The organism is Alloyangia pacifica (assembly GCF_900116195.1).
In the GTDB taxonomy this organism is placed as follows: Bacteria; Pseudomonadota; Alphaproteobacteria; order Rhodobacterales; family Rhodobacteraceae; genus Salipiger; species Salipiger pacificus.
This window is the reverse complement of record NZ_FOZW01000007.1, coordinates 61499-84233: the sequence shown is the minus strand read 5'-3', so window position 1 is coordinate 84233 and position 22735 is coordinate 61499. Positions and strand designations below refer to the sequence as shown.

Below are 22735 nucleotides of genomic sequence, written 5' to 3'. Positions count from 1 at the left end.
TTACTCGTCAGACAGAAGTTCCGTCTTGGTAAGCGTGAAACCCGATCCGATCCAGCGTTTCTCGGCGTCGCGCAGCGCCTCGCCCAGCGCGGGGCCCTTGAGCGCAGGCATGAAATCCTTGGCCGAGAGCGGGAAGCGGACCTCGGTGCCCCTGGCCATCTCGAAGAGAGCGTCTTCCGTGACCGGCTGCTGGAAGCTCGCGGCACGCAGCAGGAGCACGCTCTGCGCCACCTCGCCGCCGTGACGATAGGCCAGTTCCGCAGGGCCCTGCGGCTCGCCGATCAGGCTCTGATACAGGGAAAGTTGACGCTGCTGCGCCTTCGAGAGCCGCAGATCAGGCTCTTCGGCGCCGAGGCAGGCGAGCCGGCGCAGGCCATCGGGGGCGACGGACAGTCGCTGTTCCTCGGCCACCAGCGGGCCCAGAGCGATCACCGAGGCCCCGGGCAGCACATGCGCCAGCACGCCGACCTGCGCCATGACCGAAACCGCCGGAACGGGATCGGGCGCGGCCAGCAGGCGCAGCATCTCCTGCCCGACCCGCTCGCGCGACAGGGTATCGAGCCCGTCGAGCGTCTCGGCAATGCCCGCCAGCGCCTCTGAGTCGAAGCCCTGCTCGGGATCGCCGTACCAGGCGGAGAAACGGAAGTAGCGCAGGGTCCGCAGGTAATCCTCGCGGATGCGGTCGGTGGCGGTGCCGATGAAGCGCACGCGGCGGGCGCGCAGATCCGGAAGCCCGTCCAGCGGGTCGCGGATCAGACCCCGTGCGTCGGCGTAGAGCGCATTCATGGTGAAATCGCGCCGCGCCGCATCCTCGGCGATATCCCCCGAGAAGCGCACCACGGCACGGCGGCCATCGGTCTCGGTGTCGGCGCGGAAGGTGGTGATCTCGTGACCGATGCCGCCCGCCACCACCGTTACCGTGCCATGCTCGATGCCCGTCGGCACCGGCTTCAGCCCGGCGGCCTGCGCCAGTTCGACCACCCGCTCGGGCCGTGCATCGCTGGCGATGTCCACGTCGCTCACCGGCACGCCCATCAGCGCGTTGCGCACGCAGCCGCCGACCACGTAGCCCTGATGCCCGCCATCTTCGAGCATGGCCAGAACCTGCTGCGTCTCGGCGCGGGTCAGCCAGTCACCGGTTACCGTGGTCTTTCCGAGGCTCATACCATGCGCTCCGCCAGTCCGCGCAGCATCCGTGCCGTCGCGCCCCAGATGTAATAGGGGCCGAAGGGCACCGTCCAGTAACGCCGCGTGGCCCCCTGCCAATGCCGCCCCTGGACGCGGTAATTGCCTAGCGCGGCAATGTGCTCGAAGGGCACGCGGAAGACCTCGGCCACCTCGCCGGGCTCCGGAACAGGATCGAAATCATACATGACAAGGCCGATGACCGGGGTCACCTGGAAGCCGGTGACCGTCTCATGCGCGGGCAGCGTGCCCAGCACATCCACCCGGCTTTCCGACAGGCCGACCTCCTCGCGCGCCTCACGCAGGGCGGCGGCCACCGCGTCCTCGTCGCCGGGGTCGACCTTGCCACCGGGAAAGGCGATCTGGCCGGGGTGGTGCTTCAGCCGCGAGCTGCGTTTGGTCAGCACGAGCTCGAGCCCCTGCTCGCAGGCAACAAAGCCCGCGAGGACGCCGGCGGGACGCAGCTTGCGCCCCTCCGGCAGGACCGTGCCCGGGTTCAGATCGAAATCGGACGAGGCACCGGAGTCTGCCTCCAGCGCCCGTTTCAGCAGATCGATCTGATCCCGGACCCGGCTCACTTCTTGGCCTCGAACCCGACCGTTTCCGGATCAAGCTCGTAGTGCGCGCCGCAGAACTGGCAGTCGGCGGTGACCTTGCCGTCCTCGGTGGTCATCTTCTCGATGTCCCGCGCCGAGTAGATCGACAGCGACTGGCGCACGCGGTCCTCGGAGCAGGTGCAGCCGAAACGCACCGGCTGCGCGTCGAAGACCCGCGGACCTTCCTCGTGGTAGAGACGCACCAGAAGGTCGGTCGGAGGCAGGTCCGGGCCGATCAGTTCCAGCTCGTCCACCGTGTCGAGGTGGAAGTTCACGCGGCGCCAGTTCTCACCGTCGTCCGTATCGCCGAGCAGGTCCTCGGGACGCAGCACGCCGTTCTCGCCGGTGCCGCCCTCGCCGTCGACCGTCGGTTTGGCGAAGGGCGAGGCCTTGGGCATGTGCTGCAGCATCACGCCGCCGGCCCGCCAGTGCGAGCTGCCATCCGCCTGCGGCACATTGCCGAAGTTGAGCATGAAGCGGGTCGGGATCTGCTCGGACTGGGCAAAATAGCTCTCGGCACAGCGCGCCAGCGCACCGCCCGCCAGCGGGGTGATGCCCTGGTAGGGCGTGGTGCCCTTGCCCTGGTCGATGAGCACGGCGAAATAGCCGTCCTCGAGCTGGTCGTAGGCCGGCGCGTCGGTGATCTGCTCTCGGTCGAAGCTGGCGTAGGCGCGCAGGCGGGCCGGCTCACCCTCTTTCGTCGGGGCGAAGTAATCGGTCGCGATCATGCGCAGCGCGCCACGGGTCTGCACCTGCAGCGAGAGCTTCCAGCGCAGCTTCATGGTCTGGCCGATCAGCGCGGTCAGCAGAGTCATTTCCGCGATCAGAGCCTCGACAGGCTCCGGGTAGTCGTGTTGGCTGAGGACCCCGTTCAGCACCCCGTCGAGCCGCGCAACGCGGCCCCGGATGTCGGCGTGATCCAATTGAAATGGCAGGACGGTATCGTCCCAGGCGAGTTTGCTGCCGATGGTCATGGGGTTTCCTTATCTGCCGGATCTTGGCATATCGGCCCCATATAAGCAGCAAAAACACGGGAACCAAGGGGGACCGATGACCGCAAGATACGGCGAGCCGCCTGAATCCGGGCGCCGGTACACCCTGCGCCCCGGGGCCTATGCAATCCTGCCGCGAAACGGGGCGGTGCTGGTCACCCATCAGGCAGACCCCTGGCCAGAGTACCAGCTGCCGGGCGGCGGCATCGACGCGGGCGAGTCGCCGATCGCGGCCCTGCACCGGGAGGTTTTCGAGGAAACCGGCTGGAAGATCGCCGCGCCGCGCCGGCTCGGGGCGTTCCGCCGGTTCACCTACATGCCGGAATACGACCTCTGGGCCGAGAAGCTCTGCATCATCTACGCCGCCCGCCCGGTGCGCCCGCTCGGCGCGCCGAGCGAGCCCGGTCACCAGGCGGTCTGGATGGACCCGGTGCTGGCCTCGGAAATCCTCGGGAACCCCGGAGACCGCGACTTCCTGCGCCGCGCGCTTGCCTGAAACCAATCTGGCCCGACCTAGAGAATGATCGCCCCGTGACCGGCTCCGGACCGGGGCTGACCTGCCGCAAACGAGCCTGATCCGGGCCAATCAGGCCTGGATCCCGCCGAACTCCAGCAGCGCCGCCGAGACATCGTCCTCCAGCCGCACGCCACTGCGCGTGCGCTGGGTGAGCCGCCAGAACAGGTCGTCGAGGTATTCCGTACCCTGCCCCTGCACCTCGAGCGCCAGCGCCCGCAGCCCCGCGAGGTCGAGCTGCCTGCCATCGGGCATCAGCGCCTCGGTGATCCCGTCGGAATAGAGCAACAGCCGGTCTCCGGGTCGCAACTGCAGGCTCAGGCGCTCGAAGCGCGCACCGGGGATCAGCCCCACCGGCAGCCCGCCCTGCCCGACGAAATCCGCCCCACCCCCGGCGTGCAGCAGCAACGGCGGCGGATGACCCGCCTGCACCAGCTCGACCTTGCCGGAATCGAGATCGGCGACCGCGTAGGCCATGGTCAGATATTCCTCGACCCCCGGATCGGCGACGAGCCGGTCGTTGAGCCGTCGCGCCACCTCCTCGGGTGGGCGGAACAGCGTGCCATGCACGATCCGCTCGAGCGCGATGTTCTGGTCCGGGAAGTCCCCACCCAGCAGCCCGGCGATCCGCGCGGTCATCAGCGCCGAGGTGATGCCATGCCCCGAGACGTCGATGCTGTAGAGCCCGACGCTGCGCTCGCAATGCGAGAAGCTGCCCACCAGATCGCCGCCGACGTGGCCACAGGGCTTGAGCAGAAGGCTCACCTGCGAGGCGCCGATGCGCCGGCTGCGGCGCGGCACCAACGCCTCCTGGATGGTGCGCGCCTGCCGCAGGTCACGGTCGACTGCGTCATAGGCCGCCTGCAGGCGCCCCAACGTCGCCGAGAGCTGCCGCTGCATCTGCAGGATCCGCGCCCCGGCGTTGATCCGCGCCCGCAACTCGCCGGCGTTTACAGGCTTGGTCAGGAAGTCATCCGCCCCGGCGTCCAGCCCGCGCGCGATCTCGGCCTTGTCGCTCTTGCTGGTGAGCAGGATGAAATAACCGTAGCGCTCGCCGCATTGCGTCCGGAAGCGGCGGCAGAACTCCAGACCGTCCATGCCGGGCATCATCCAGTCCGAAAGCACCGCATCGGGCCGCAGCCGGTCGCAGACCTGCAGCGCCTCGGCACCGCTTTGCGCCTGCGACACCTCCAGCCCCCAGCGCTGCAGCATCGACGACAGGATCTTCAGCTGCAACGGGCTGTCGTCCACCACCAACACCCGCCGGATCGGTGCCTGACCCGATCGCGGTTCCAAAGAGTCTGCCGCGTATGGGAGCACCGCGCATCCTTTCGAGGTTTGCCCTGACCGGAGCGCAAACTAGCGTGCGGACGTTAATGCGTGCTTTCACCCGGTGCAGAGGCTCGGAACGGAGACGCGGCCCGAAACACTCCGTTCAGCTTTTCCTGCGAGCCTGCGCGCAGGAGGTATCCCAAATGACCAAGTCCTCATCTCCCGAGCTGCCGGGCGCCCCCTCGACCAGGGCGCAGGCCACAGCGCCGCACACCCCTGCAATCGACCCGAGCCGGTCTGAGGTTGCCGGGTCAGAGGTCACGGAATCCCTCGAAAGAGAGACATATCTTGCCGGGTCGCCTCTCACCTGGGCGGCTCCGACGGATCCGGCCGGTCCGCTTGTCGACTGGCACCGGGTGGCCGAGCTGCGCGACGAGATCGGGCTTGAGGATTTCGACGAGGTCGTCGCCCTGTTCCTGACCGAGGTGCGGGCCACGCTCGACCGTCTGCCCGCCCGCGCCGAGAAGCTGCAGGACCTGTCCGAGCAGCTGCATTTTCTCAAGGGCAGCACGCTGAACCTGGGCTTCCGGAGGCTCTCGATGCTCTGCGAAGCCGGCGAACTGGCGATCAGCGCCGGGCTCGGCGCGCCGCTGGATCCCGACCTGCTGCGCCGCTGCTACGCCCGCTCGCTCGAGGAATTCCTCGAGCGGCTTCCGGCACTGCGCGCCGCCTGAGCGCACCCGGGCGACAGGACCTGCGCAGTCCCGGCCGCAGTGCCCGGCGCAGGCGTCTTCAGATCACGAACTGCGCCAGAACCTCGTCGTCGGTAATGTCGCGATAGGCATAGCCGCGCGCGTCCAGCGCCCCGAACAGCCGGTCGAAATTCTCCGGATCCACGGTCTCGATTCCGATCAGGACAGAACCGAAGTTGCGCGCCGACTTCTTCAGGTACTCGAAGCGGGCGATGTCATCCTCCGGACCAAGCAGGTTGAGGAAATCCTTCAGCGCGCCGGGGCGCTGCGGCAGCCGCAGGATGAAGTATTTCTTCACCCCCGAGTAGCGCTGTGCCCGTTCCTTGACCTCGGGCAACCGCTCGAAATCGAAATTCCCGCCCGAGGTGATGCAGACCACGGTCTTGCCCTTGATCGACTGGCCAAGGTCTTTCAGCGCGTCGATCGACAGCGCCCCGGCGGGTTCGAGCACCACGCCCTCGACGTTCAGCATGTCGAGCATGGTGGTGCAGAGCCGGTCCTCGTCGACGGTCAGCGTGTTGGCCAGCCCGACCCCCTTCAGCACCTCGAAGGTCTTCGCCCCGATCCGCGCCACCGCCGCGCCGTCGGCGAAGTTGTTCACCCCCGGCAGGGTCACCGGCTTGCCCGCCTCCAGCGCCGCCCGCAGGCAGGCGCCGCCCAGCGGCTCGACGAATGTGTAGTTGGTCGAGGTGCCGAAATAGCTCAGCAGCCCCGAGCCGAGCCCGCCGCCGCCCACCGGGATCACCAGGTGATCCGGCACCCGGCCGAGCTGCGTTTCGATCTCGACCGCCACCGTGGCCTGCCCTTCGATCACGTCCTCGTCGTCGAAGGGCGACAGGAAATGCCCGCCGATCTCGGCGCAATACTCCTGCGCGGCGCTGAGGCATTCGTCGAAATAGTCCCCGATCAGGCGAATCTCGACGTTCTCGCCGCCGAACATGCGGGTCTTCTGGATCTTCTGCTGCGGCGTGGTCACCGGCATGAAGATCACCCCGGTCTTGTCGAACTGGCGGCACATGTAGGCCACGCCCTGCGCGTGGTTGCCGGCGCTGGCCGCCACGAAGGTCTGCACCTCGGGCCGTTTGCGCATGGCGTTGAAGGCGCCGCGCAGCTTGTAGCTGCGCACCGGGCTCAGGTCCTCGCGCTTGAGCCAGATGTCGGCGCCGAAGATCGCCGAGAGGTGATCGTTGCGCAGCAGCGGCGTCTCGGGAAAGACCGAGCGCATCTCCTGCGTGGCGGCGCGGGCGTGAGCGAGAAAATCATCCATGCCCTACGCAGTGGCGCATCCGCGCGCCCTGCGCAAGAGCGGAGCCGGTCCCGCCGATCAGCTCACCCGATCGGGCGTTTCTCGACGAAGTGGCCGTAGAGCGAGGTCAGCACCGAGATGCCGATCATCGTGGCGAACCAGTTGATCACCAGGCCGTAGACCAGGTTGACGATCGAGCCGGCGCTGTCGTCGATCAGCGCCGGAAGCTCGACCAGCAGCGAGCCGCCGATCACCAGCAGCGCCAGCGTCACCACCGCGCCATCGTCATCAGAGGTGGCGCGCCAGGCCTGTTTCAGGGTCAGCTTCTCGCCCAGCGCGGAGGCGGGCAGGATCAGGCCGAGCCGGAAGAACAGGTAGCCGCCCAGACCCACGAGGCCGAAGACGAGCACCGGGGCGAGTGCCGGCACGGCGGCGCCGACCAGCGCCACCGGGATGGCCGAGAGCATCATGCCAAGGAAGATCACCAGCGCGATGAGGATCGAGCGGCCGAAATAGCCGAGGATCTCGCCGCCGTGCCATTGCGGCAGCCAGCCGCGCGGCTCCTCGCCGGTCAGCACGAAACGGTGCCACGCCACCGCGATCCACAGGCTTGCCAGCACCGCCAGCACCATGAGCGCGAGCGCGGGCACGCCGATCATCGTCACGGGCATCCCGTCGGGCCCGGTTTCGGAAGGATGCAGGTAGGTGGCGATCTGGCTGGCGACCTGCACGAGGTAGAGCACCAGCGACACCCGCAGCGCGGTGCCGATATTGTCGATCACCATCCGCAGCGAATGCAGAAAAATGCGCCAGCCCTTCATGAAACCCTCACCCGTTTCTCAATTACTTGGCCGACCGCTAGCATATGACGCCGATAGGTCAACGTGCGATCCTTGATACCCGCAATAAAACCCAGTAATGCGCGAGGCCAGTTCATACGTGAGGGAAAGCCCATGTCCGCGCCCAAGAAAGTCGTCCTGGCCTATTCCGGGGGCCTCGACACCTCGATCATCCTGAAATGGCTGCAGGCCGAATACGGCTGCGAGGTCGTCACCTTCACCGCCGATCTCGGCCAGGGTGAAGAGCTGGAACCCGCCCGCGCCAAGGCAGAGATGCTGGGCGTGAAAGAAATCCACATCGAAGACCTGCGCGAAGAGTTCGTGCGTGACTTCGTCTTCCCGATGTTCCGCGCCAATGCGCTCTACGAAGGGCTCTACCTGCTGGGCACCTCGATCGCCCGCCCGCTGATCTCCAAGCGCCTCGTCGAGATCGCCGCGGCGACCGGCGCCGATGCCGTGGCCCATGGCGCCACCGGCAAGGGCAACGACCAGGTCCGCTTCGAGCTGGCCGCCTACGCGCTGAACCCTGACATCAAGGTGATCGCGCCCTGGCGCCTGTGGGACCTGACCTCGCGCACCAAGCTCATCGACTTCGCCGAGAAGAACCAGATTCCGATCGCCAAGGACAAGCGCGGCGAGGCACCCTTCTCCGTGGACGCGAACCTGCTGCACACCTCCTCCGAGGGCAAGGTTCTGGAGAACCCCGCCGAGCAGGCCCCCGACTACGTGCTGCAGCGCACCGTGCCGGTCGAGCAGGCGCCGAACGAGCCCGAATACATCGAGATCACCTTCGAGAAGGGAGACGCCGTGGCGATCAACGGCGAGGCGATGTCGCCCGCGACGATCCTCACCAAGCTCAACGAGCTCGGCGGCAAGCACGGCATCGGCGTTCTCGATCTCGTGGAAAACCGCTTCGTCGGCATGAAGTCGCGCGGCGTTTACGAGACCCCGGGCGGCACCGTGCTGCTCGAGGCGCACCGCGGCATCGAGCAGATCACCCTCGATTCCGGCGCCGGTCACCTCAAGGATTCGATCATGCCGCGCTACGCCGAGCTGATCTACAACGGCTTCTGGTTCTCGCCCGAGCGCGAGATGCTGCAGGCGCTGATCGACAAGAGCCAGGAGCACGTCAGCGGCACCGTCCGCCTGAAGCTCTACAAGGGCTCGGCGCGTACCGTGGCACGCTGGTCGGACCACTCGCTCTACTCCGAGGCCCATGTCACCTTCGAGGATGACGCCGGCGCCTACGACCAGCAGGACGCCGCGGGCTTCATCCAGCTCAACGCCCTGCGCCTGAAGCTGCTGGCCGCGCGGAACCGCCGCTTGAAAGGCTGAGCCCCGTCCCAGCGCTGACCTGAATGATCCCCGCCGGGCATGCCTCCGGCGGGGATATTTTTTCCATGTGGAAGATCTGCGCGCGCGCCCGCATTCCACATGGTCCAAATATCCCGGGGAGTCCGCGCGCAGCGCGGGCGGGGCAGCGCCCCGGCTCGCTTTCCGCCGCCGCCGCGCTAGACTTGCGCGCAAGGTGGAGGGCTTTGACATGGCGGAGCTACAGGAATTTCTCGACGCCCAGGCACGGGTCTGGCCGCAGGTCACACGCGAGCTACAGGACGGTCGCAAACTCACCCATTGGATCTGGTGGGTCTTCCCCCAGCTCGAGACCCTCGGCCGCTCGCCGCGGGCGCGGCATTTCGGACTGCGCGATCTCGACGCGGCCCGCGCCTACCTGGGCCACCCCGTGCTCGGTCCGCGACTCGCCGAAGCGGCGGGCTGGCTGCTGCGCCATCCGGATCGCAGCGCCGAGGATATGCTCGGTCCGGTGGATGCCCTGAAGGTCCGCTCCTGCATGACCCTCTTCGAGGCCGTACCCGGCGCACCGACGGTCCTTTCCCAGGTGCTCGAGACCTTCTATGGCGGCAGTCGCTGCCCGGTGACCCGCAGTGCGCTGGAGGCATGACGCGAAAGACGGGGGCTGAATTCAGGCGATGCGCCGATGAACCGCGCGCCGGGCCAGCCCGATGCCTGTCGCTGAAGAGGATCGCGCTGAAGAGGATCTGCCTCTGAACCCGGCCCCCCGAAAACAATGCCGCCCCCGGTCACGACACCGGAGGCGGCCCAAGACGCGCCGAGGTGGGGATACGCAAGCGCGCCTTAGCTTCAGAGCACCGCGAAGCGTCCCTCCGGACCCTTCGCCTGGGATCGGTGCAATGGATTTGTCCGGTCTGCGCAACCGGCAATCTGTCCTTCTGCGGTGGCCGGCGGGAAAATCCCCCGGCAACCGGGCTTTCATTGCCCGCGGTCTGGTCAGGTTCCGCCACAGGTCCTTGGGGAAGGATGGCGGCAAATCGTTAACAACACCTGTCGACCAGACCCGAAGCAAACCAGAGTCACTCGTTACCATTGCAACCGCGGCGCAGGAGCAGGAGCAACAGCCTCTATCGCGACGGTCTTGCACCATACACGCAACCACGCGGCGAAGAGTTTCGGGGGCGTGCAACTTTTTTCGAAATTTTCCGGAGGATGGGGTCAGCGTCGCTGGCGAGCATCTCCAAGGCTCGGCCCCCTGCGACTCGGAAGGTCGGGAACCGGCCGCAGCGCAAGCCGGGATCGCGGGCCCTCCGCCCGCCCTCTGCAACAGCCGCCGCTGCCGAAAGCCGGGGCAGCGGGCCCTATGGCCCGGCAAAGCCGGTGGGGCGGTGCACGGAGGCCTGCCAATGCGGCGCCCAGACGCCATCCTGCGCATGGCCGCCAGCCGGCTGGCCCAACATCGCCGGGTCGTATGCCAGCCCGATGGCGGCGCAGAGCCGGCGCAGAAAACCCTCGGGATCGCGGCGGATGTCGGGGCTGACGATCACCACAGGCGCCTGACCCGCGTCGCGGATCTCGTCGCGGAGTTCGGACCGCTGGCGGGATCCCATGCCCTCACCGGCGCGCGGAAGGAAGATGCCGAGCCTCTCCTCCGCCCGCTGCGCGCTGATCTTGTCGATTCCGGCACGCGACCCCGCGCGCGAAGAAAAAGAAAAAGGAAAACTCCGCCCTCACCAAGCGGTGAGACCTCCGGAAAACCGTTGATCGGCCGACGACGCGGGCGCAGGCTGATGGAAAAGAGGAGGAGGGTCACATGAAACACCAAATGAAACGCCTTGTTTCGGGACTGTTCCTGGCCGCGCTCGCGGCCCTGTCCACCGGGCTTCCGGCGGCCTCCGCCACGCGCGAGATCATCGTTGCCGGCGGCTGCTTCTGGTGCGTCGAGGCTGATTTCGAGAAGGTCCGCGGCGTGCGCGAAGTGATCTCCGGCTACACCGGCGGCAGCGTGCAGAACCCCAGCTACAAGCAGGTCAGCCGCGGCGGCACCGGCCATTACGAGGCGGCGCGGATCATCTATGACGACAGCCGCGTCAGCACCGACGAACTCTATGCGCTGTTCTTCCGTTCGATCGACCCCACCGATGCGGGCGGGCAGTTCTGCGACCGGGGCGAGAGCTACCGCACGGCGATCTTCGCCAATGGCCCGGCGCAGAAGAAGGCGGCGGAAACCGCCAAGTCACAGGCGCAGGCCGCGCTGGGGCAGAAGATCGTCACGCCGGTGCTGCAGGCCGGACACTTCTGGCCCGCCGAGGCGGACCATCAGGATTACTACAAGGGATCCGGCCTCGTGCTGACCCGCTTCGGGCCGTTGCGGCAGTCCTCGGCCTACAAGCGCTACCGCGAGGCCTGCGGCCGCGATGCGCGGGTGCGTCAGCTCTGGGGCAGCGCCGCGCCCTTCGCGGGGGGCTGAGGCGCCCGGGGTTGCCGTTCCCGGAAGCCGGAGCGCCGCCGCTCAGAAGCGGTGTTCGGTGACCTCCTTGAGGTCGGGGATCACGTCGGCGGTGCCCTGGCGAGTGACCATGATCGCGGCGGCGCGCTGCGCCAGTTCGATCGAGGTCGGCATCGGCAAGCCGCGGTCGAGCCCGGCGAGCAGGTAGCCGGTGAAGGTGTCGCCCGCGCCGGTGGTGTCCACCGGGGTCACCGGCAGCGCCGAGAAGTCGCGGATCTCGCGCGAGTCGGTGTTGATCCAGCGGCAGCCGCGCCCGCCCAGCGTCACCACCACGTCGCGCACCGGGATCGTCTCGATGCTCTGGCCGGTCGCCTGCTCGAGCTGGCCCGCCTCGATCTCGTTGAGCACCAGCAGGTCGAGCAACGGCAGCACCAACGTCACCGCGTCGGCATCGAAGGGCGCCGCGGCATAGGCCACCCGCAGCCCGCGCGACGAGGCCAGCTCGGCCGCCTCGCGCTGCGCGTTGGTCTCGTTCTGGAAGACGAAGAAGTCGTCGGGCGTGGCCTCGGAGAGCCCCGCCTCGATGCGCTCGACCGAGAGCGCGCGGTTGGCGCCCGGGTAGATCAGGATGCAGTTCTCGGCCTTCCGGTCGAGCATGATGATGGCATGGCCGGTTGGCTCCGAAAGCACCGAGATCTGTCTTGTGTCGACACCGTATTCGGTCAGCCGCTCGATCGCCCAGCGCCCGTCCTCGCCGACCGCGCCGAGGTGGCGCACCTGCGCCCCGGCCCGCGCCGCGGCCACCGACATGTTGGCGCCCTTGCCGCCCAGCCCGCGGCTCAGCGCCGTGGTCGCCAGCGTCTCGCCCGGGGCCAGGAGATGCGGCACGCGGTAGGTCATGTCCGCGTTGATGGACCCGAGGTTGTAGATCGCCATGCGCGCGCGCCTTTCATTGTTCCGGTAAATACGCCTGCCGGACTGTCCCGGCAGGCGCGGGGCCGGGTCAGCCGACCTTGCAGGCCGCCAGCACCGCCATGTTGAGAATGTCATTGGCGGTCATCGTCGTCGAGCAGATCTGGATCGAGCTGTCGATGCCGGCGAGGATCGGGCCGATCACCGTGGCACCGGCCATCTCCTGCATCAGCTTCACCGAGATCGAGGCGGAGTGCCGCGCCGGCACCACCAGGACGTTGGCCGGGCCGGTCAGGCGCTGGAACGGGTAGTTCTCCTGCGCGCGGGTGTTGAGCGCCACGTCGACGGTCATCTCACCCTCGTACTCGAAATCGACGCCGCGCTCGTCGAGGATCTTCGGCGCGCGGTGCATCTTCGAGGCGCGCTCCGACACCGGGTAGCCGAAGGTCGAGAAGGAGACGAAGGCGACCCGCGGCTCGAGGCCGAGGTGGCGGGCGACGTCGGCACCGCGCTCGGCGATATTCGCCAGGTCTTCCGCCTCGGGCCATTCCTGCACCAGCGTGTCGCTGATCAGCACGATGCGGCCCTTGTGCAGCAGCGCGGTGACCCCGGCGACGCCATGCTCTGCATCGGCGTCATAGACATGGTTGATCGCCTCGAGCACATGCGCCGACTTGCGCGTCGCGCCGGTGATCAGCCCGTCACCGTGCCCATGCGCCAGCATCAGCGCGGCAAAGACGTGACGGTCGCGCGCGGCCAGCCGGTGCACGTCCTGGCGGTCGTAGCCCTTGCGCTGCAGGCGCTTGTAGAGGAACTCCTTGTAGGCCTCGAGGTGCGGCGTGTTGGCGGCGTTGACCACCTTGATCTCGCGCACCGCGTCGCCGAGGCCGCTGGCCTCGAGCTTCTCCTTCACGTCGGCCTCGCGACCCACCACCACGGCCTTGCCGAAGCCGTTGCGCTGGTACATGACCGCGGCCCGCAGCACGCGCGGATCGTCGCCCTCGGCAAAGATCATCCGCGACTGCGCGGCCCGCGCGCGGCTGTTGATGCTGCGCAGCACCGAGGCGGTGGGGTCCATGCGCCCGCGCAGCCCGGCCTCGTAGGCCTCGATGTCGATGATCGGGCGGCGCGCCGCGCCGGTGTCCATGCCGGCGCGCGCCACGGCGGGCGGGATGCGGTGGATGAGCCGCGGATCGAAGGGCGTCGGGATGATGTAGTCGCGGCCGAAGGTCAGCGACTTGCCGTAGGCCAGCGCCACCTCGTCGGGCACGTCTTCGCGCGCCAGCTCGGCCAGCGCGTTGGCGCAGGCGATCTTCATCTCGTCGTTGATCGCGCGGGCGTGGATGTCGAGCGCGCCGCGGAAGAGATAGGGGAAGCCGAGCACGTTGTTCACCTGGTTCGGGTAGTCCGAACGGCCGGTGGCGACGATGGCATCGACCCGCACCTCATGCGCCTCCTCCGGGGTGATCTCGGGGTCGGGGTTCGCCATGGCGAAGATGACGGGGTTGTCGGCCATGCTCTTGACCATGTCCTGTGTCACCGCGCCCTTGGCAGAGACACCAAGGAAGACATCCGCACCGACCATCGCCTCTTCGAGGGTGCGCAGCTTGGTGTTGGCCGCATGCGCCGACTTCCACTGGTTCATGCCCTCGGTGCGGCCCTGGTAGATCACCCCCTTGGTGTCGCACATGATGCAGTTGTCATGCTGCGCGCCCATGGACTTCAGCAGTTCGAGGCAGGCGATGCCCGCCGCCCCTGCGCCATTGAGCACGATCTTCACCTCTTCGATCTTCTTGCCCGAGAGGTGCAGTGCGTTGATCAGACCCGCGGCGCAGATCACCGCCGTGCCGTGCTGGTCGTCGTGGAAGACCGGGATGTCCATCTCTTCCTTCAGGCGCTGCTCGATGATGAAGCATTCCGGCGCCTTGATGTCCTCGAGGTTGATGCCGCCGAAGGTCGGCCCCATCAGCTTGCAGGCCTTGATGAACTCCTCGGGGTCCTCGGTGTCGAGCTCGATATCGATCGAGTTCACGTCGGCGAAGCGCTTGAAGAGCACCGACTTGCCCTCCATCACCGGCTTGCCGCCCAGCGCGCCGAGGTTGCCGAGACCCAGAACCGCGGTGCCGTTCGAGATCACCGCAACCAGGTTGCCCTTGTTGGTGTAGTCATAGGCCAGTTCGGGGTTGGCTGCGATCTCCTCGCAGGGAACCGCCACACCCGGGGAATAGGCAAGGCTCAGGTCGCGCTGCGTGGTCATCGGGACCGTCGCGGTCACTTCCCATTTGCCGGGAGTCGGATCGAGGTGGAAGGCAAGCGCCTCTTCACGGGTGAATTTTGTTTTTGTCATTGGCCTGCGTTCCTCCGGTATGAGCGGCGTTTCTCTTAGCGCAGCGGAAGGCTTGGCTCAACTGCGCTCGACCGGGTGCATTTCGCCTTTCGCCGCCCCCGCGCGCTTTGGTATGTCTGCGCCAAGCAGCACTGGGGGACTAGATGACGGCAGTCACGCCGATGATGGCGCAATATCTTGAGATCAAGGCGCAGTATCCGGACGCGCTCCTCTTCTACCGGATGGGCGACTTCTACGAGATGTTCTTCGACGACGCGGTGGCGGCGTCCGAAGCGCTGGACATCGCCCTGACCAAGCGCGGCAAGCACGCCGGTGACGACATCCCGATGTGCGGCGTGCCGGTGCACGCGGCCGAGGGCTACCTGCTGACGCTGATCCGCAAGGGCTTCCGCGTCGCCGTGGGTGAGCAGCTGGAAAGCCCAGCCGAAGCGAAGAAGCGCGGCCACAAGTCGGTGGTGAAGCGCGACGTGGTGCGGCTGGTGACCCCCGGCACCCTCACCGAGGAGTCGCTGCTGGAAGCCCGCCGTCACAACTACCTCGCCGCTTTGGGCCGTATCAGGGACGATTGGGCGCTGGCCTGGACCGACATTTCCACCGGCGCGCTGCATGTCATGCCGCTGAGCCGCGCGCGCATCGGTGCCGAACTGGCGCGGCTCGCGCCCTCAGAGGTGCTGGTCTCCGACAGCACCGACGAAGAGCTGCGCCCGGTGCTGAGCGATCTCGGCATCTACCCCACCGTGCTGGGCGCGGCCTCCTTTGACTCCACCGGCGCGGAAGAGAGACTGAAACGGCTCTTTGCCGTGCAGACGCTTTCGGGCTTCGGGGCCTTCGAGCGGCCCGAGCTCTCGGCCCTCGGCGCGCTTGTCGACTATCTCGACATCACCCAAAAGGGCCGTTTGCCCCTGCTCCGCCCGCCGCAGCGCGATGCGGTCTCGAACCTCTTGCAGATCGACGCCGCCACCCGCCGCAACCTCGAGCTGACGCATTCGATGAACGGCGGCCGCGCCGGCTCGCTGCTGTCGGTGATCGACCGGACGGTGACGCCCGGCGGTGCGCGCCTGCTTGAAAGGCGAGTTTCATCCCCTTCACGCAATCTAGGGGTGATAGAAGCCCGGCTTCAGGCTCTGGACTGGGCGATGGAAAGCGCCGAGGCCAAGCTCCTGCGCGAGAGCCTGCGCAAGGTGCCCGATCTTGACCGCGCGCTCTCGCGGCTCGGTCTCGACCGTGGCGGGCCGCGCGATCTGGCCGCCGTGCGCAACGCGCTGGCGCAGGCCGAGGAGATCGCCGAGACCCTGAACGGGGCCGAGTTGCCGCCGCTTCTGCGTGATGCACGTGAAACACTGACCGGCCATGACGAGCTGATCGCCATGCTCGAGACCGCGCTCATCGCCGAGCCGCCGCTGATGGTGCGCGACGGCGGCTTCATCGCACCGGGCTACGATGCGCAGCTCGACGAGGCCCGCACGCTCCGCGACCAGGGCCGCGGTGTGATCGCCTCGATGCAGGCGAAATACGCCGAGATGGCCGGGGTGAATTCCCTGAAGATCAAGCACAACAACGTGCTGGGCTACTTCATCGAGACCACCGCCACCCATGCCGAGAAGATGATGTCGGCGCCGCTGAGCGAGATCTTCATCCATCGCCAGACCACCGCCAACCAGGTGCGCTTCACCACGGTCGAGCTGACCGAGCTGGAAACCCGCATCCTGAACGCCGGTAACGAGGCGCTGGAGATTGAAAAGAGGCTCTACGAAAGCCTGAAGGGTGCCATTCTGGAGCGCGCGCCGCAGGTGTCGGAAACCGGCCTGTCGCTGGCGGAGTTCGACGTGGCGCTTGGCCTGTCGGATCTTGCGAAGGCCCAGAAGTGGGCCCGCCCGCAGGTTGACGACAGCCGCGCCTTCGAGATCGTCGCGGGCCGTCACCCGGTGGTGGAACGCGCACTGCAGCAGCAGGGCGGCGCGCCCTTCATCGCCAATGATTGCGCCCTGAACGCCAATGGCGAGGGCGCGGCGGTGACGCTGCTGACCGGCCCCAACATGGCCGGTAAGTCGACCTACCTGCGGCAGAACGCGCTGATCGCCCTGCTGGCGCAGATGGGCTCCTACGTGCCTGCCGACCGCGCGCATCTGGGTGTGGTCAGCCAGATCTTCAGCCGTGTCGGTGCCTCCGACGACCTCGCGCGCGGCCGCTCGACCTTCATGGTCGAGATGGTCGAGACTGCCGCCATCCTCAACCAGGCGGACGACCGGGCGCTGGTGATCCTCGACGAGATCGGCCGCGGCACGGCGACCTATGACGGCCTGTCGATCGCCTGGGCAACGCTCGAGCATCTGCACGGGGTGAACCGCGTGCGCGGGCTCTTTGCCACGCACTACCACGAGCTGACCCAGCTCGCCGCCAAGCTCGAGGGCGTCGGCAATGCCACCGTCGCGGTGAAGGAGTGGGAGGGCGAGGTGATCTTCCTGCACGAGGTGCGCGAGGGTGCCGCCGACCGTTCCTACGGCGTGCAGGTGGCTCAGCTCGCCGGTCTGCCGCCCGCGGTGATCGCCCGCGCCCGCGACGTGCTGAGCGCACTCGAGGAAGGCGAGCGCGGCCGCACCTCACCCAAGGCACTGATCGACGACCTGCCGCTGTTCTCGGCAGCGGCGAAACCAGAGCCTGTTGCGGCGCCGAAAGGCCCATCGGTGGTCGAAGAGCGGCTCGACACCCTGCTGCCAGACGAGATGACCCCGCGCGAGGCGCTGCAGGCGCTTTACGAGCTGAAGGGTCTGATGAAGGGATAAGCGCGTTTCACGTGAATCCATGCTCCGTTTGGATTCACGTGAAACCAAGGCTGGGCGCGCCCAAAGAAAAACCCCCGGTCTCGCGACCGGGGGTTTTGCATGTCGGTGCCTGAAGGAATCAGCCCTGCATCGAGCTGACGCCAACCTGCGCGGGGCGCAGCAGGCGGTCGTAGAGCATGAAGCCCTCGGCCGAGACCTGGATGATCTCGCCGGCCTTGGTGCCCGGCACCGGGGCCTCGAACATCGCCTCGTGCATCTTCGGGTCGAACTTGTCGCCGACCTGAGGGCTGATCGCGGTCATCCCGTGCTTGCTGAACACGTTGGTCAGCTCGCGCAGGGTCAGTTCCACACCCTCGATCAGCGCCTCGCCAGCCTCAGCTTCGCGCGCGGCGTTCAGCGCGCGGTTGAGGTTGTCATAAACCGGAAGCAGGTCACGGGCGAGCTTCGAGCCACCGTACTGCTGCGCCTCGCGGCGATCCTTGTCGGCGCGCTTGCGGGCGTTCTCGGCATCGGCCAGCGCCCGCATGAAGCGGTCCTTGTACTCGTCGCGCTCGGCGCGCAGCGAGTCGAGCTCGAGCGCCTCGTTGTCGATCTCTTCCATCTCGTCAGCGAAAGCCTCTGCTTCTGCCGCCTCGATGTCGTCGAGGAATTCGTCTTTCTTCGCGTCTGCCATGTCTAACCTCTAGCTCCGCTCGGCAATCAGCCTGCCGACCAGCTGTGCCGTGTAGTCCACGATGGGTACGATCCGCCCGTAGTTGAGCCGCGTGGGTCCGATGACCCCGACCGCACCGATTATCTTTCGATCCGCGTTCATATATGGAGAGACCACCAGAGAGGAACCCGAAAGTGAGAAAAGTTTGTTCTCGGAGCCGATAAAAATACGGACCCCGTCGCCGGATTCCGCAAGCTGCAGGAACTCGGCAATATCCCGCTTGCGTTCGAGGTCGTCGAACAGCGAGCGGATGCGATCCAGCTCCTCCGCCTCGCCCTCCTGACCCAGCAGATTCGACGTCCCACGGACGATCAGCCGAGCCGAATTGTCGGCGTCCTTCTCCCAGGCGGCCATGCCTGTTTCGATCAGCTCCGCCGCCAACGTGTCGATCTCCTGCCGGCGGGTGGCGATCTGCCGCGAGATCTCGCCGCGCAGTTCAGAGAGCGTCTTGCCCTCGATCAGCGCGTTGAGGAAATTCGCCGCCTCGCGCATCGAGCTGGGGGTCTGACCGGCGGGCGGGCGGAACAGCCGGTTCTCGACATGCCCGTCGCCGAAGACCAGCACCACGAGCGCCCTGTCGTGGCCGAGAGAGACGAACTCGATATGTTTGACCGGCGCCTCGTGCTTCGGCGTCAGAACCAGGGAAGCACCGTGGGTTACGCCGGAAAGCGCGGCACCGACCCTGTCGAGCAGCCCGCCGACGTCATCGCCACCCTGCGTGGTGGTCGCGTCCAGCGCCAGCCGGTCGGAATTGTCGAGGTCGCGCACCTCGAGCAGCCCGTCGACAAACATGCGCAGTCCCACCTGCGTCGGCACCCGCCCCGCCGAGACATGCGGGCTGTCGAGCAGGCCGAGATATTCGAGATCCTGCATCACGTTGCGGATGGTCGCGGCCGAGACCTTCTCGGACAGGCTGCGCGTCAGGGTGCGCGAGCCCACCGGCTCTCCCGTCTCGAGATAGGACTCCACCACGCGCCGAAACACCTCGCGCGAGCGATCGTTCATTTCCTCGAGAAGACGGTTACCCTCTTTCATCCACATGCTCCGGCTGTTCAGGGTCATTAAAGGCCCGCTTCGGCGCGCGTCAATCAGGCCATGGATCGCGCCGCCAATCGGGGTTGCGAGACAGCATCAGCCCCAGTATCCCGGCAGCAACCGAGAAGAGAGGCACTCATGAGACCTTCTGGACGAGATCTAAGCGATATGCGCAGCGTTTCAATCGAGACGGGCGTCACGAAACATGCCGAAGGGTCCTGCCTGATCAAGATGGGCGACACCCACGTGCTCTGCACCGCCACGCTGGAAGACCGCGTGCCGCCCTTCGTGAAGGGCAGCGGCCTTGGCTGGGTCACCGCGGAATACGGCATGCTGCCGCGTTCCACCGGCTCGCGCATGCGCCGCGAGGCGACCGCCGGCAAGCAGGGCGGACGCACCGTCGAGATCCAGCGCCTGATCGGCCGCAGCCTGCGCGCCGGTGTCGACCGCGTCGCGCTCGGCGAGCGCCAGATCACCATCGACTGCGATGTGATCCAGGCCGACGGCGGCACCCGCTGCGCCTCGATCACCGGCGGCTGGGTCGCACTGCGCCTTGCGGTGAACAAGCTGATGAAGACCGGCGCCATCAGCACCGACCCGCTGACCCCGGTCGCGGCGGTGAGCTGCGGCATCTATGCCGGCCAGCCGGTACTGGACCTCGACTATGCCGAGGACAGCGAGGCGGGCGTTGACGGCAACTTCATCCTGCGCGGCGACGGCCAGCTGATCGAAGTTCAGATGTCCGCAGAGGGCGCGACCTTCAGCCGTGACCAGATGAACAAGCTGATGGATCTCGCCGAGGCCGGCGTCTCGCAGCTCGTCCAAGCGCAGCTGGCGGCCTGCAAATGACCCGGGTGTTCAGCGACAAGAAACTGCTCGTCGCGACCCACAACGCGGGCAAGCTCGAGGAGATCACCGAGCTGCTCGCGCCCTACGGGGTCGAGGTCGTGGGTGCGAAAGAGATGAACCTTCCCGAACCCGAGGAAACCGGCACCACCTTCGTCGAGAACGCCCGCATCAAGGCGCATGCCGCGGCCTCGGCCACCGGCCTGCCCGCGCTGGCCGACGACAGCGGCATCTCGGTGGATGCCCTGGACGGCGCCCCCGGTGTCTATACCGCCGATTGGGCCGAAACCGGCAATGGCCGCGACTTCATCATGGCCATGGGCAAAACCCATGACGCCCTGCTGCAGTCAGGCGCCGAGCAGCCCTGGACCGCGCGCTTCAACTGCACGCTGGTCCTGGCATGGCCCGATGGCACCGATGCCGTCTTCCCCGGCGTGATGGAGGGCACGGTGGTCTGGCCGATGCGCGGCAAGAACGGCCACGGCTACGACCCGATCTTCCAGCCCGAAGGCTACGAGATCACCTTCGCCGAGATGGACAGCGACGAGAAGAACCGCATCAGCCACCGTGCCGATGCCTTTGCCAAGTTCGTGAAGGGCTGCTTTGCCAAGGACGATGCCTGAGTCCGGGCCTGAAACCTGGCGTGAAGGAGGCTTCGGCCTCTACGTGCATTGGCCTTTCTGCGAGGCCAAATGCCCCTACTGCGACTTCAACAGCCATGTCGTCCGGTCGATCGACCAGACCCGCTGGGCAGACGCACTGAGCTCCGAGGTCCGCCGCTACGGCGAGATGACCTCGGGGCGCATCCTCAACTCGATCTATTTCGGCGGCGGCACGCCCTCGCTGATGGAGCCGGCGACGGTGCAGGCGGTGCTGGACGCCGCCAAGGAGCACTGGACCTGGGCCAACGACATCGAGATCACGCTCGAGGCAAACCCCCGCTCGGTCGAGGTCTCAAAGTTCGAGGGCTTCCGCGACGCGGGTGTGAACAGGGTCTCCATGGGCATTCAGAGCCTGCGACCGGACGATCTGCGCCGCCTCGGGCGGTTGCATGACGTGGGTGAGGCGATCGTCGCGCTCGAAACCGCCAAGTCGGTCTTCGAGCGGGTCAACTTCGACCTGATCTACGCGCGCGAAAACCAGACCCTGCAAGGCTGGGAGGCCGAGTTGCGCGAGGCGCTCGATCTCGCCGCAGACCACCTGTCGCTCTATCAGCTGACCATCGAGGAAGGCACGATGTTCTGGGAGCGCGCGCAGCGTGGCCAGATGAAGAAGCTGCCCGATGAAGACCTCGCCGCCGACATGTTCCTCGCGACGCAGGAGATCACGGCGAAGGCGGGCTACGCCCCTTACGAAGTCTCGAACCACGCCCAGCCCGGCGCGCAGTCCCGGCACAACCTCGTATACTGGCGCGGCGGCGATTACGTCGGCGTCGGCCCCGGCGCTCATGGCCGCGTCACGGTGAACGGCACGCGCCACGCCACCGAGGCCTGGAAGATGCCCGGCGCCTGGATCGAGAAAGCCGAGACCGGACGTGCCGACAGCGTCTTCGACCCGCTCGGCACCGAGGACATCATGACAGAATTTGTCATGATGGGTCTGCGGCTGAGCGAGGGGATCTCGCTTGCGCGTCTTGCCGAGATCTCACCGAAGCCCCTGCCCGCCCACAAGCTGACCGAGCTTCAGGACCTCGGCCTGATCTGGCGCGAACGTGACCTGATCGGCGCCACCACCGAGGGCCGTTTGGTGCTGAACGGCGTGATCTCAGAGCTTCTGACCAACTGACGCTTCACCGTTTCATGTGAAACGTTACCCACAGGATCCGGCCGGATCCTGTGGAGATCTCTCTTCTATCGGAAACCCGGAAAACAAGAAGGCCGAGCCACAGGGGCTCGGCCTTCTTAATTTGAACCAGATCCGACGGATCCGATCAGATCTGGTGAACAAACGCCCTGCCCCGCGCCTGCGTTTATTGCTTCATGTGAAACGCAGCGAGATCTCTCCACAGGATCCTGTGGAGATCCTTCAGCGCGCGGCGCTGAGGATTGCGCAGAGTTTGTCGAGTTCCTCGAAGCTCTGGTAGCTGACCACCAGCTTGCCGCTCTCCGCGCCCGGCGCGTTCTGGATCGCAACCTTCATGCCGAGCGCCGCCGAGAGATCCCCCTCAAGCGCCCGAGTGTCCGCATCCTTCTGCCCGCCACCAAAGCCGTTCAGGCCCTGTTTCGGTGCTTTCTGTGTCTGCGGCTTGGCCAGTTGTTCGGCCTGGCGGACCGAGAGCTTGCGCCGCACGATCTCTTTTGCCAGCTCTTCCGGGTTCTCCGAGGTGATCAGCGTGCGCGCGTGGCCCGCCGTCAGCTCGCCCTCGACCACCATGGTCTGAACGGTCTCCGGCAGGTTCAGCAGGCGCAGCAAGTTGGCGATATGGCTGCGGCTCTTGCCAAGCGCCTCGGCGATCTTTTCCTGCGTGTGCCCGAAGCGGTTCATCAGCTGCTTGTAGCCCGCCGCCTCTTCGATGGCGTTCAGGTCCGCGCGCTGGATGTTCTCGATGATCGCGACTTCGAGCACCTCGATGTCGTCGAATTCCCGCACCAGCGCGGGCACCTCGTGCAGCTGCGCCATCTGCGCGGCGCGCCAGCGGCGTTCGCCCGCGACGATCTCGAACTCACCTTCCGATCCGGGCCGCGGCCGGACGATGATCGGCTGGATAATCCCCTTGGTGCGGATCGATTCCGAAAGCTCGTTGAGCTGCTCGGGGGTGAAGGTCCGGCGCGGCTGGTCCTTGTTCGGGAACAGCTTCTCGATCGGAATCATCCGGTCGGGAGTCCGCGGCGCCGCCTCTTCCTCGGCCACCACCGCGGGGCGCACATCCACATCCGACATCAGGGCCGACAGTCCCCGCCCGAGTCCCCGACGCATTTCGCGTTTCTCTGCCATAACTGCCCTC

The 22735-nt window shown here is 66.9% G+C and carries 21 protein-coding genes; 9 read left to right on the top strand and 12 right to left on the bottom strand.

The genetic code is table 11. The features are described from left to right. From BM397_RS15555 to hslO, 3 genes are read right to left on the bottom strand one after another with little or no spacing between them, the layout of a single operon-like run. Complete coding sequence (locus BM397_RS15555; protein WP_245696097.1) at positions 1–1164, bottom strand: CCA tRNA nucleotidyltransferase; 1164 nt, start codon at positions 1162–1164, stop codon at positions 1–3. Next, positions 1161–1763, bottom strand: a complete 603-nt coding sequence (locus tag BM397_RS15550) for a CoA pyrophosphatase (RefSeq protein WP_092425704.1) — start codon at positions 1761–1763, stop codon at positions 1161–1163. The genes BM397_RS15555 and BM397_RS15550 overlap by 4 nt, the downstream gene beginning before the upstream one ends. Then, positions 1760–2755 (bottom strand): Hsp33 family molecular chaperone HslO, encoded by a 996-nt coding sequence (hslO, locus tag BM397_RS15545; protein ID WP_092425702.1) that lies wholly within the window; start codon positions 2753–2755, stop codon positions 1760–1762. Before hslO ends, BM397_RS15550 begins: the two co-directional genes overlap by 4 nt. 76 nt (positions 2756–2831) lie before the next feature. Between hslO and BM397_RS15540 the strand changes: the two genes are divergently transcribed. Next, a complete protein-coding gene (locus BM397_RS15540) occupies positions 2832–3269 on the top strand; it encodes an NUDIX hydrolase (RefSeq protein ID WP_092425700.1) in 438 nt (145 codons plus the stop codon). A 90-nt stretch (positions 3270–3359) separates the two neighbouring features. On the opposite strand, the gene BM397_RS15535 is transcribed toward BM397_RS15540, so the two are convergent. Further along, positions 3360–4583, bottom strand: coding sequence for a PP2C family protein-serine/threonine phosphatase (locus BM397_RS15535; RefSeq protein WP_245696096.1), 1224 nt, complete (start codon positions 4581–4583; stop codon positions 3360–3362). A 179-nt stretch (positions 4584–4762) separates the two neighbouring features. On the opposite strand from BM397_RS15535, the gene BM397_RS15530 reads away from it, so the two are divergent. Further along, positions 4763–5293, top strand: a complete 531-nt coding sequence (locus BM397_RS15530) for an Hpt domain-containing protein (RefSeq protein WP_092425698.1) — start codon at positions 4763–4765, stop codon at positions 5291–5293. Between the two features lie 58 nt (positions 5294–5351). Here the strand turns inward: BM397_RS15530 and ilvA are convergent, their stop codons facing one another. Beyond that, entirely contained in the window at positions 5352–6578 is a 1227-nt protein-coding gene (ilvA, locus tag BM397_RS15525) for a threonine ammonia-lyase IlvA (protein WP_092425696.1), read from the bottom strand. A 62-nt stretch (positions 6579–6640) separates the two neighbouring features. After that, on the bottom strand, positions 6641–7378 hold the full coding sequence (locus tag BM397_RS15520) for a hypothetical protein (RefSeq protein WP_092425694.1): 738 nt from the start codon (positions 7376–7378) through the stop codon (positions 6641–6643). A 132-nt stretch (positions 7379–7510) separates the two neighbouring features. On the opposite strand from BM397_RS15520, the gene BM397_RS15515 reads away from it, so the two are divergent. Beyond that, the gene (locus tag BM397_RS15515; protein WP_092425692.1) at positions 7511–8731 is read left to right on the top strand and encodes an argininosuccinate synthase; all 1221 of its coding nucleotides are present in this window, start codon (positions 7511–7513) and stop codon (positions 8729–8731) included. Positions 8732–8939: 208 nt separating this feature from the next. Further along, positions 8940–9356 carry a DUF1810 domain-containing protein gene (locus BM397_RS15510; protein ID WP_092425690.1) on the top strand — a complete coding sequence of 139 codons (417 nt, stop codon included), beginning with the start codon at positions 8940–8942 and terminating at the stop codon, positions 9354–9356. A 712-nt stretch (positions 9357–10068) separates the two neighbouring features. Here the strand turns inward: BM397_RS15510 and BM397_RS15505 are convergent. Further along, entirely contained in the window at positions 10069–10317 is a 249-nt protein-coding gene (locus BM397_RS15505; protein WP_176806689.1) for a sulfotransferase-like domain-containing protein, read from the bottom strand. A 203-nt stretch (positions 10318–10520) separates the two neighbouring features. Between BM397_RS15505 and msrA the strand changes: the two genes are divergently transcribed. Continuing rightward, entirely contained in the window at positions 10521–11177 is a 657-nt protein-coding gene (gene msrA / locus BM397_RS15500) for a peptide-methionine (S)-S-oxide reductase MsrA (RefSeq protein WP_245696095.1), read from the top strand. Positions 11178–11219: 42 nt separating this feature from the next. On the opposite strand, the gene BM397_RS15495 is transcribed toward msrA, so the two are convergent. Both BM397_RS15495 and BM397_RS15490 read right to left on the bottom strand, forming a co-directional pair. Next, on the bottom strand, positions 11220–12092 hold the full coding sequence (locus tag BM397_RS15495; protein WP_092425685.1) for a ribokinase: 873 nt from the start codon (positions 12090–12092) through the stop codon (positions 11220–11222). A gap of 67 nt (positions 12093–12159) precedes the next feature. Next, positions 12160–14415 (bottom strand): NADP-dependent malic enzyme, encoded by a 2256-nt coding sequence (locus BM397_RS15490; protein WP_092425683.1) that lies wholly within the window; start codon positions 14413–14415, stop codon positions 12160–12162. 143 nt (positions 14416–14558) lie between these two features. Here BM397_RS15490 and mutS point away from each other — a divergent pair, with 143 nt between their 5' ends. Then, on the top strand, positions 14559–17198 hold the full coding sequence (gene mutS, locus BM397_RS15485; protein WP_245696094.1) for a DNA mismatch repair protein MutS: 2640 nt from the start codon (positions 14559–14561) through the stop codon (positions 17196–17198). 118 nt (positions 17199–17316) lie between these two features. Here mutS and BM397_RS15480 read toward each other — a convergent pair whose 3' ends face one another. Beyond that, complete coding sequence (locus tag BM397_RS15480; protein WP_092425681.1) at positions 17317–17871, bottom strand: nucleotide exchange factor GrpE; 555 nt, start codon at positions 17869–17871, stop codon at positions 17317–17319. A gap of 9 nt (positions 17872–17880) precedes the next feature. Then, positions 17881–18945, bottom strand: a complete 1065-nt coding sequence (gene hrcA, locus BM397_RS15475) for a heat-inducible transcriptional repressor HrcA (RefSeq protein WP_092425679.1) — start codon at positions 18943–18945, stop codon at positions 17881–17883. Positions 18946–19083: 138 nt separating this feature from the next. On the opposite strand from hrcA, the gene rph reads away from it, so the two are divergent. Genes rph through hemW form a run of 3 tightly spaced genes read left to right on the top strand, consistent with a single transcriptional unit; the run spans position 19084 to position 21576 of the window. Beyond that, positions 19084–19794 (top strand): ribonuclease PH, encoded by a 711-nt coding sequence (rph, locus tag BM397_RS15470; RefSeq protein ID WP_092425677.1) that lies wholly within the window; start codon positions 19084–19086, stop codon positions 19792–19794. Beyond that, a complete protein-coding gene (gene rdgB / locus BM397_RS15465) occupies positions 19791–20414 on the top strand; it encodes an RdgB/HAM1 family non-canonical purine NTP pyrophosphatase (RefSeq protein WP_092425675.1) in 624 nt (207 codons plus the stop codon). Before rph ends, rdgB begins: the two co-directional genes overlap by 4 nt. After that, positions 20407–21576, top strand: coding sequence for a radical SAM family heme chaperone HemW (gene hemW / locus BM397_RS15460; protein ID WP_092425673.1), 1170 nt, complete (start codon positions 20407–20409; stop codon positions 21574–21576). Before rdgB ends, hemW begins: the two co-directional genes overlap by 8 nt. Before the next feature lie 240 nt (positions 21577–21816). On the opposite strand, the gene BM397_RS15455 is transcribed toward hemW, so the two are convergent. Continuing rightward, a complete protein-coding gene (locus BM397_RS15455) occupies positions 21817–22725 on the bottom strand; it encodes a ParB/RepB/Spo0J family partition protein (protein ID WP_092425671.1) in 909 nt (302 codons plus the stop codon). Between the last annotated feature and the right edge of the window lie 10 nt (positions 22726–22735).

Excerpts from the sequence above, each read along its gene's own strand:
- hemW (WP_092425673.1), top strand. The coding sequence starts at position 20,407 with ATGCCTGAGTCCGGGCCTGAAACCTGGCGTGAAGGAGGCTTCGGCCTC.
- BM397_RS15520 (WP_092425694.1), bottom strand. The coding sequence starts at position 7,378 with ATGAAGGGCTGGCGCATTTTTCTGCATTCGCTGCGGATGGTGATCGAC.
- BM397_RS15540 (WP_092425700.1), top strand. The coding sequence starts at position 2,832 with ATGACCGCAAGATACGGCGAGCCGCCTGAATCCGGGCGCCGGTACACC.
- ilvA (WP_092425696.1), bottom strand. The coding sequence starts at position 6,578 with ATGGATGATTTTCTCGCTCACGCCCGCGCCGCCACGCAGGAGATGCGC.
- hrcA (WP_092425679.1), bottom strand. The coding sequence starts at position 18,945 with ATGAAAGAGGGTAACCGTCTTCTCGAGGAAATGAACGATCGCTCGCGC.
- BM397_RS15480 (WP_092425681.1), bottom strand. The coding sequence starts at position 17,871 with ATGGCAGACGCGAAGAAAGACGAATTCCTCGACGACATCGAGGCGGCA.
- BM397_RS15505 (WP_176806689.1), bottom strand. The coding sequence starts at position 10,317 with ATGGGATCCCGCCAGCGGTCCGAACTCCGCGACGAGATCCGCGACGCG.
- BM397_RS15490 (WP_092425683.1), bottom strand. The coding sequence starts at position 14,415 with ATGACAAAAACAAAATTCACCCGTGAAGAGGCGCTTGCCTTCCACCTC.
- rdgB (WP_092425675.1), top strand. The coding sequence starts at position 19,791 with ATGACCCGGGTGTTCAGCGACAAGAAACTGCTCGTCGCGACCCACAAC.
- BM397_RS15515 (WP_092425692.1), top strand. The coding sequence starts at position 7,511 with ATGTCCGCGCCCAAGAAAGTCGTCCTGGCCTATTCCGGGGGCCTCGAC.
- BM397_RS15555 (WP_245696097.1), bottom strand. The coding sequence starts at position 1,164 with ATGAGCCTCGGAAAGACCACGGTAACCGGTGACTGGCTGACCCGCGCC.
- hslO (WP_092425702.1), bottom strand. The coding sequence starts at position 2,755 with ATGACCATCGGCAGCAAACTCGCCTGGGACGATACCGTCCTGCCATTT.
- BM397_RS15455 (WP_092425671.1), bottom strand. The coding sequence starts at position 22,725 with ATGGCAGAGAAACGCGAAATGCGTCGGGGACTCGGGCGGGGACTGTCG.
- BM397_RS15510 (WP_092425690.1), top strand. The coding sequence starts at position 8,940 with ATGGCGGAGCTACAGGAATTTCTCGACGCCCAGGCACGGGTCTGGCCG.
- BM397_RS15495 (WP_092425685.1), bottom strand. The coding sequence starts at position 12,092 with ATGGCGATCTACAACCTCGGGTCCATCAACGCGGACATGACCTACCGC.
- rph (WP_092425677.1), top strand. The coding sequence starts at position 19,084 with ATGAGACCTTCTGGACGAGATCTAAGCGATATGCGCAGCGTTTCAATC.
- BM397_RS15530 (WP_092425698.1), top strand. The coding sequence starts at position 4,763 with ATGACCAAGTCCTCATCTCCCGAGCTGCCGGGCGCCCCCTCGACCAGG.
- mutS (WP_245696094.1), top strand. The coding sequence starts at position 14,559 with ATGACGGCAGTCACGCCGATGATGGCGCAATATCTTGAGATCAAGGCG.
- msrA (WP_245696095.1), top strand. The coding sequence starts at position 10,521 with ATGAAACACCAAATGAAACGCCTTGTTTCGGGACTGTTCCTGGCCGCG.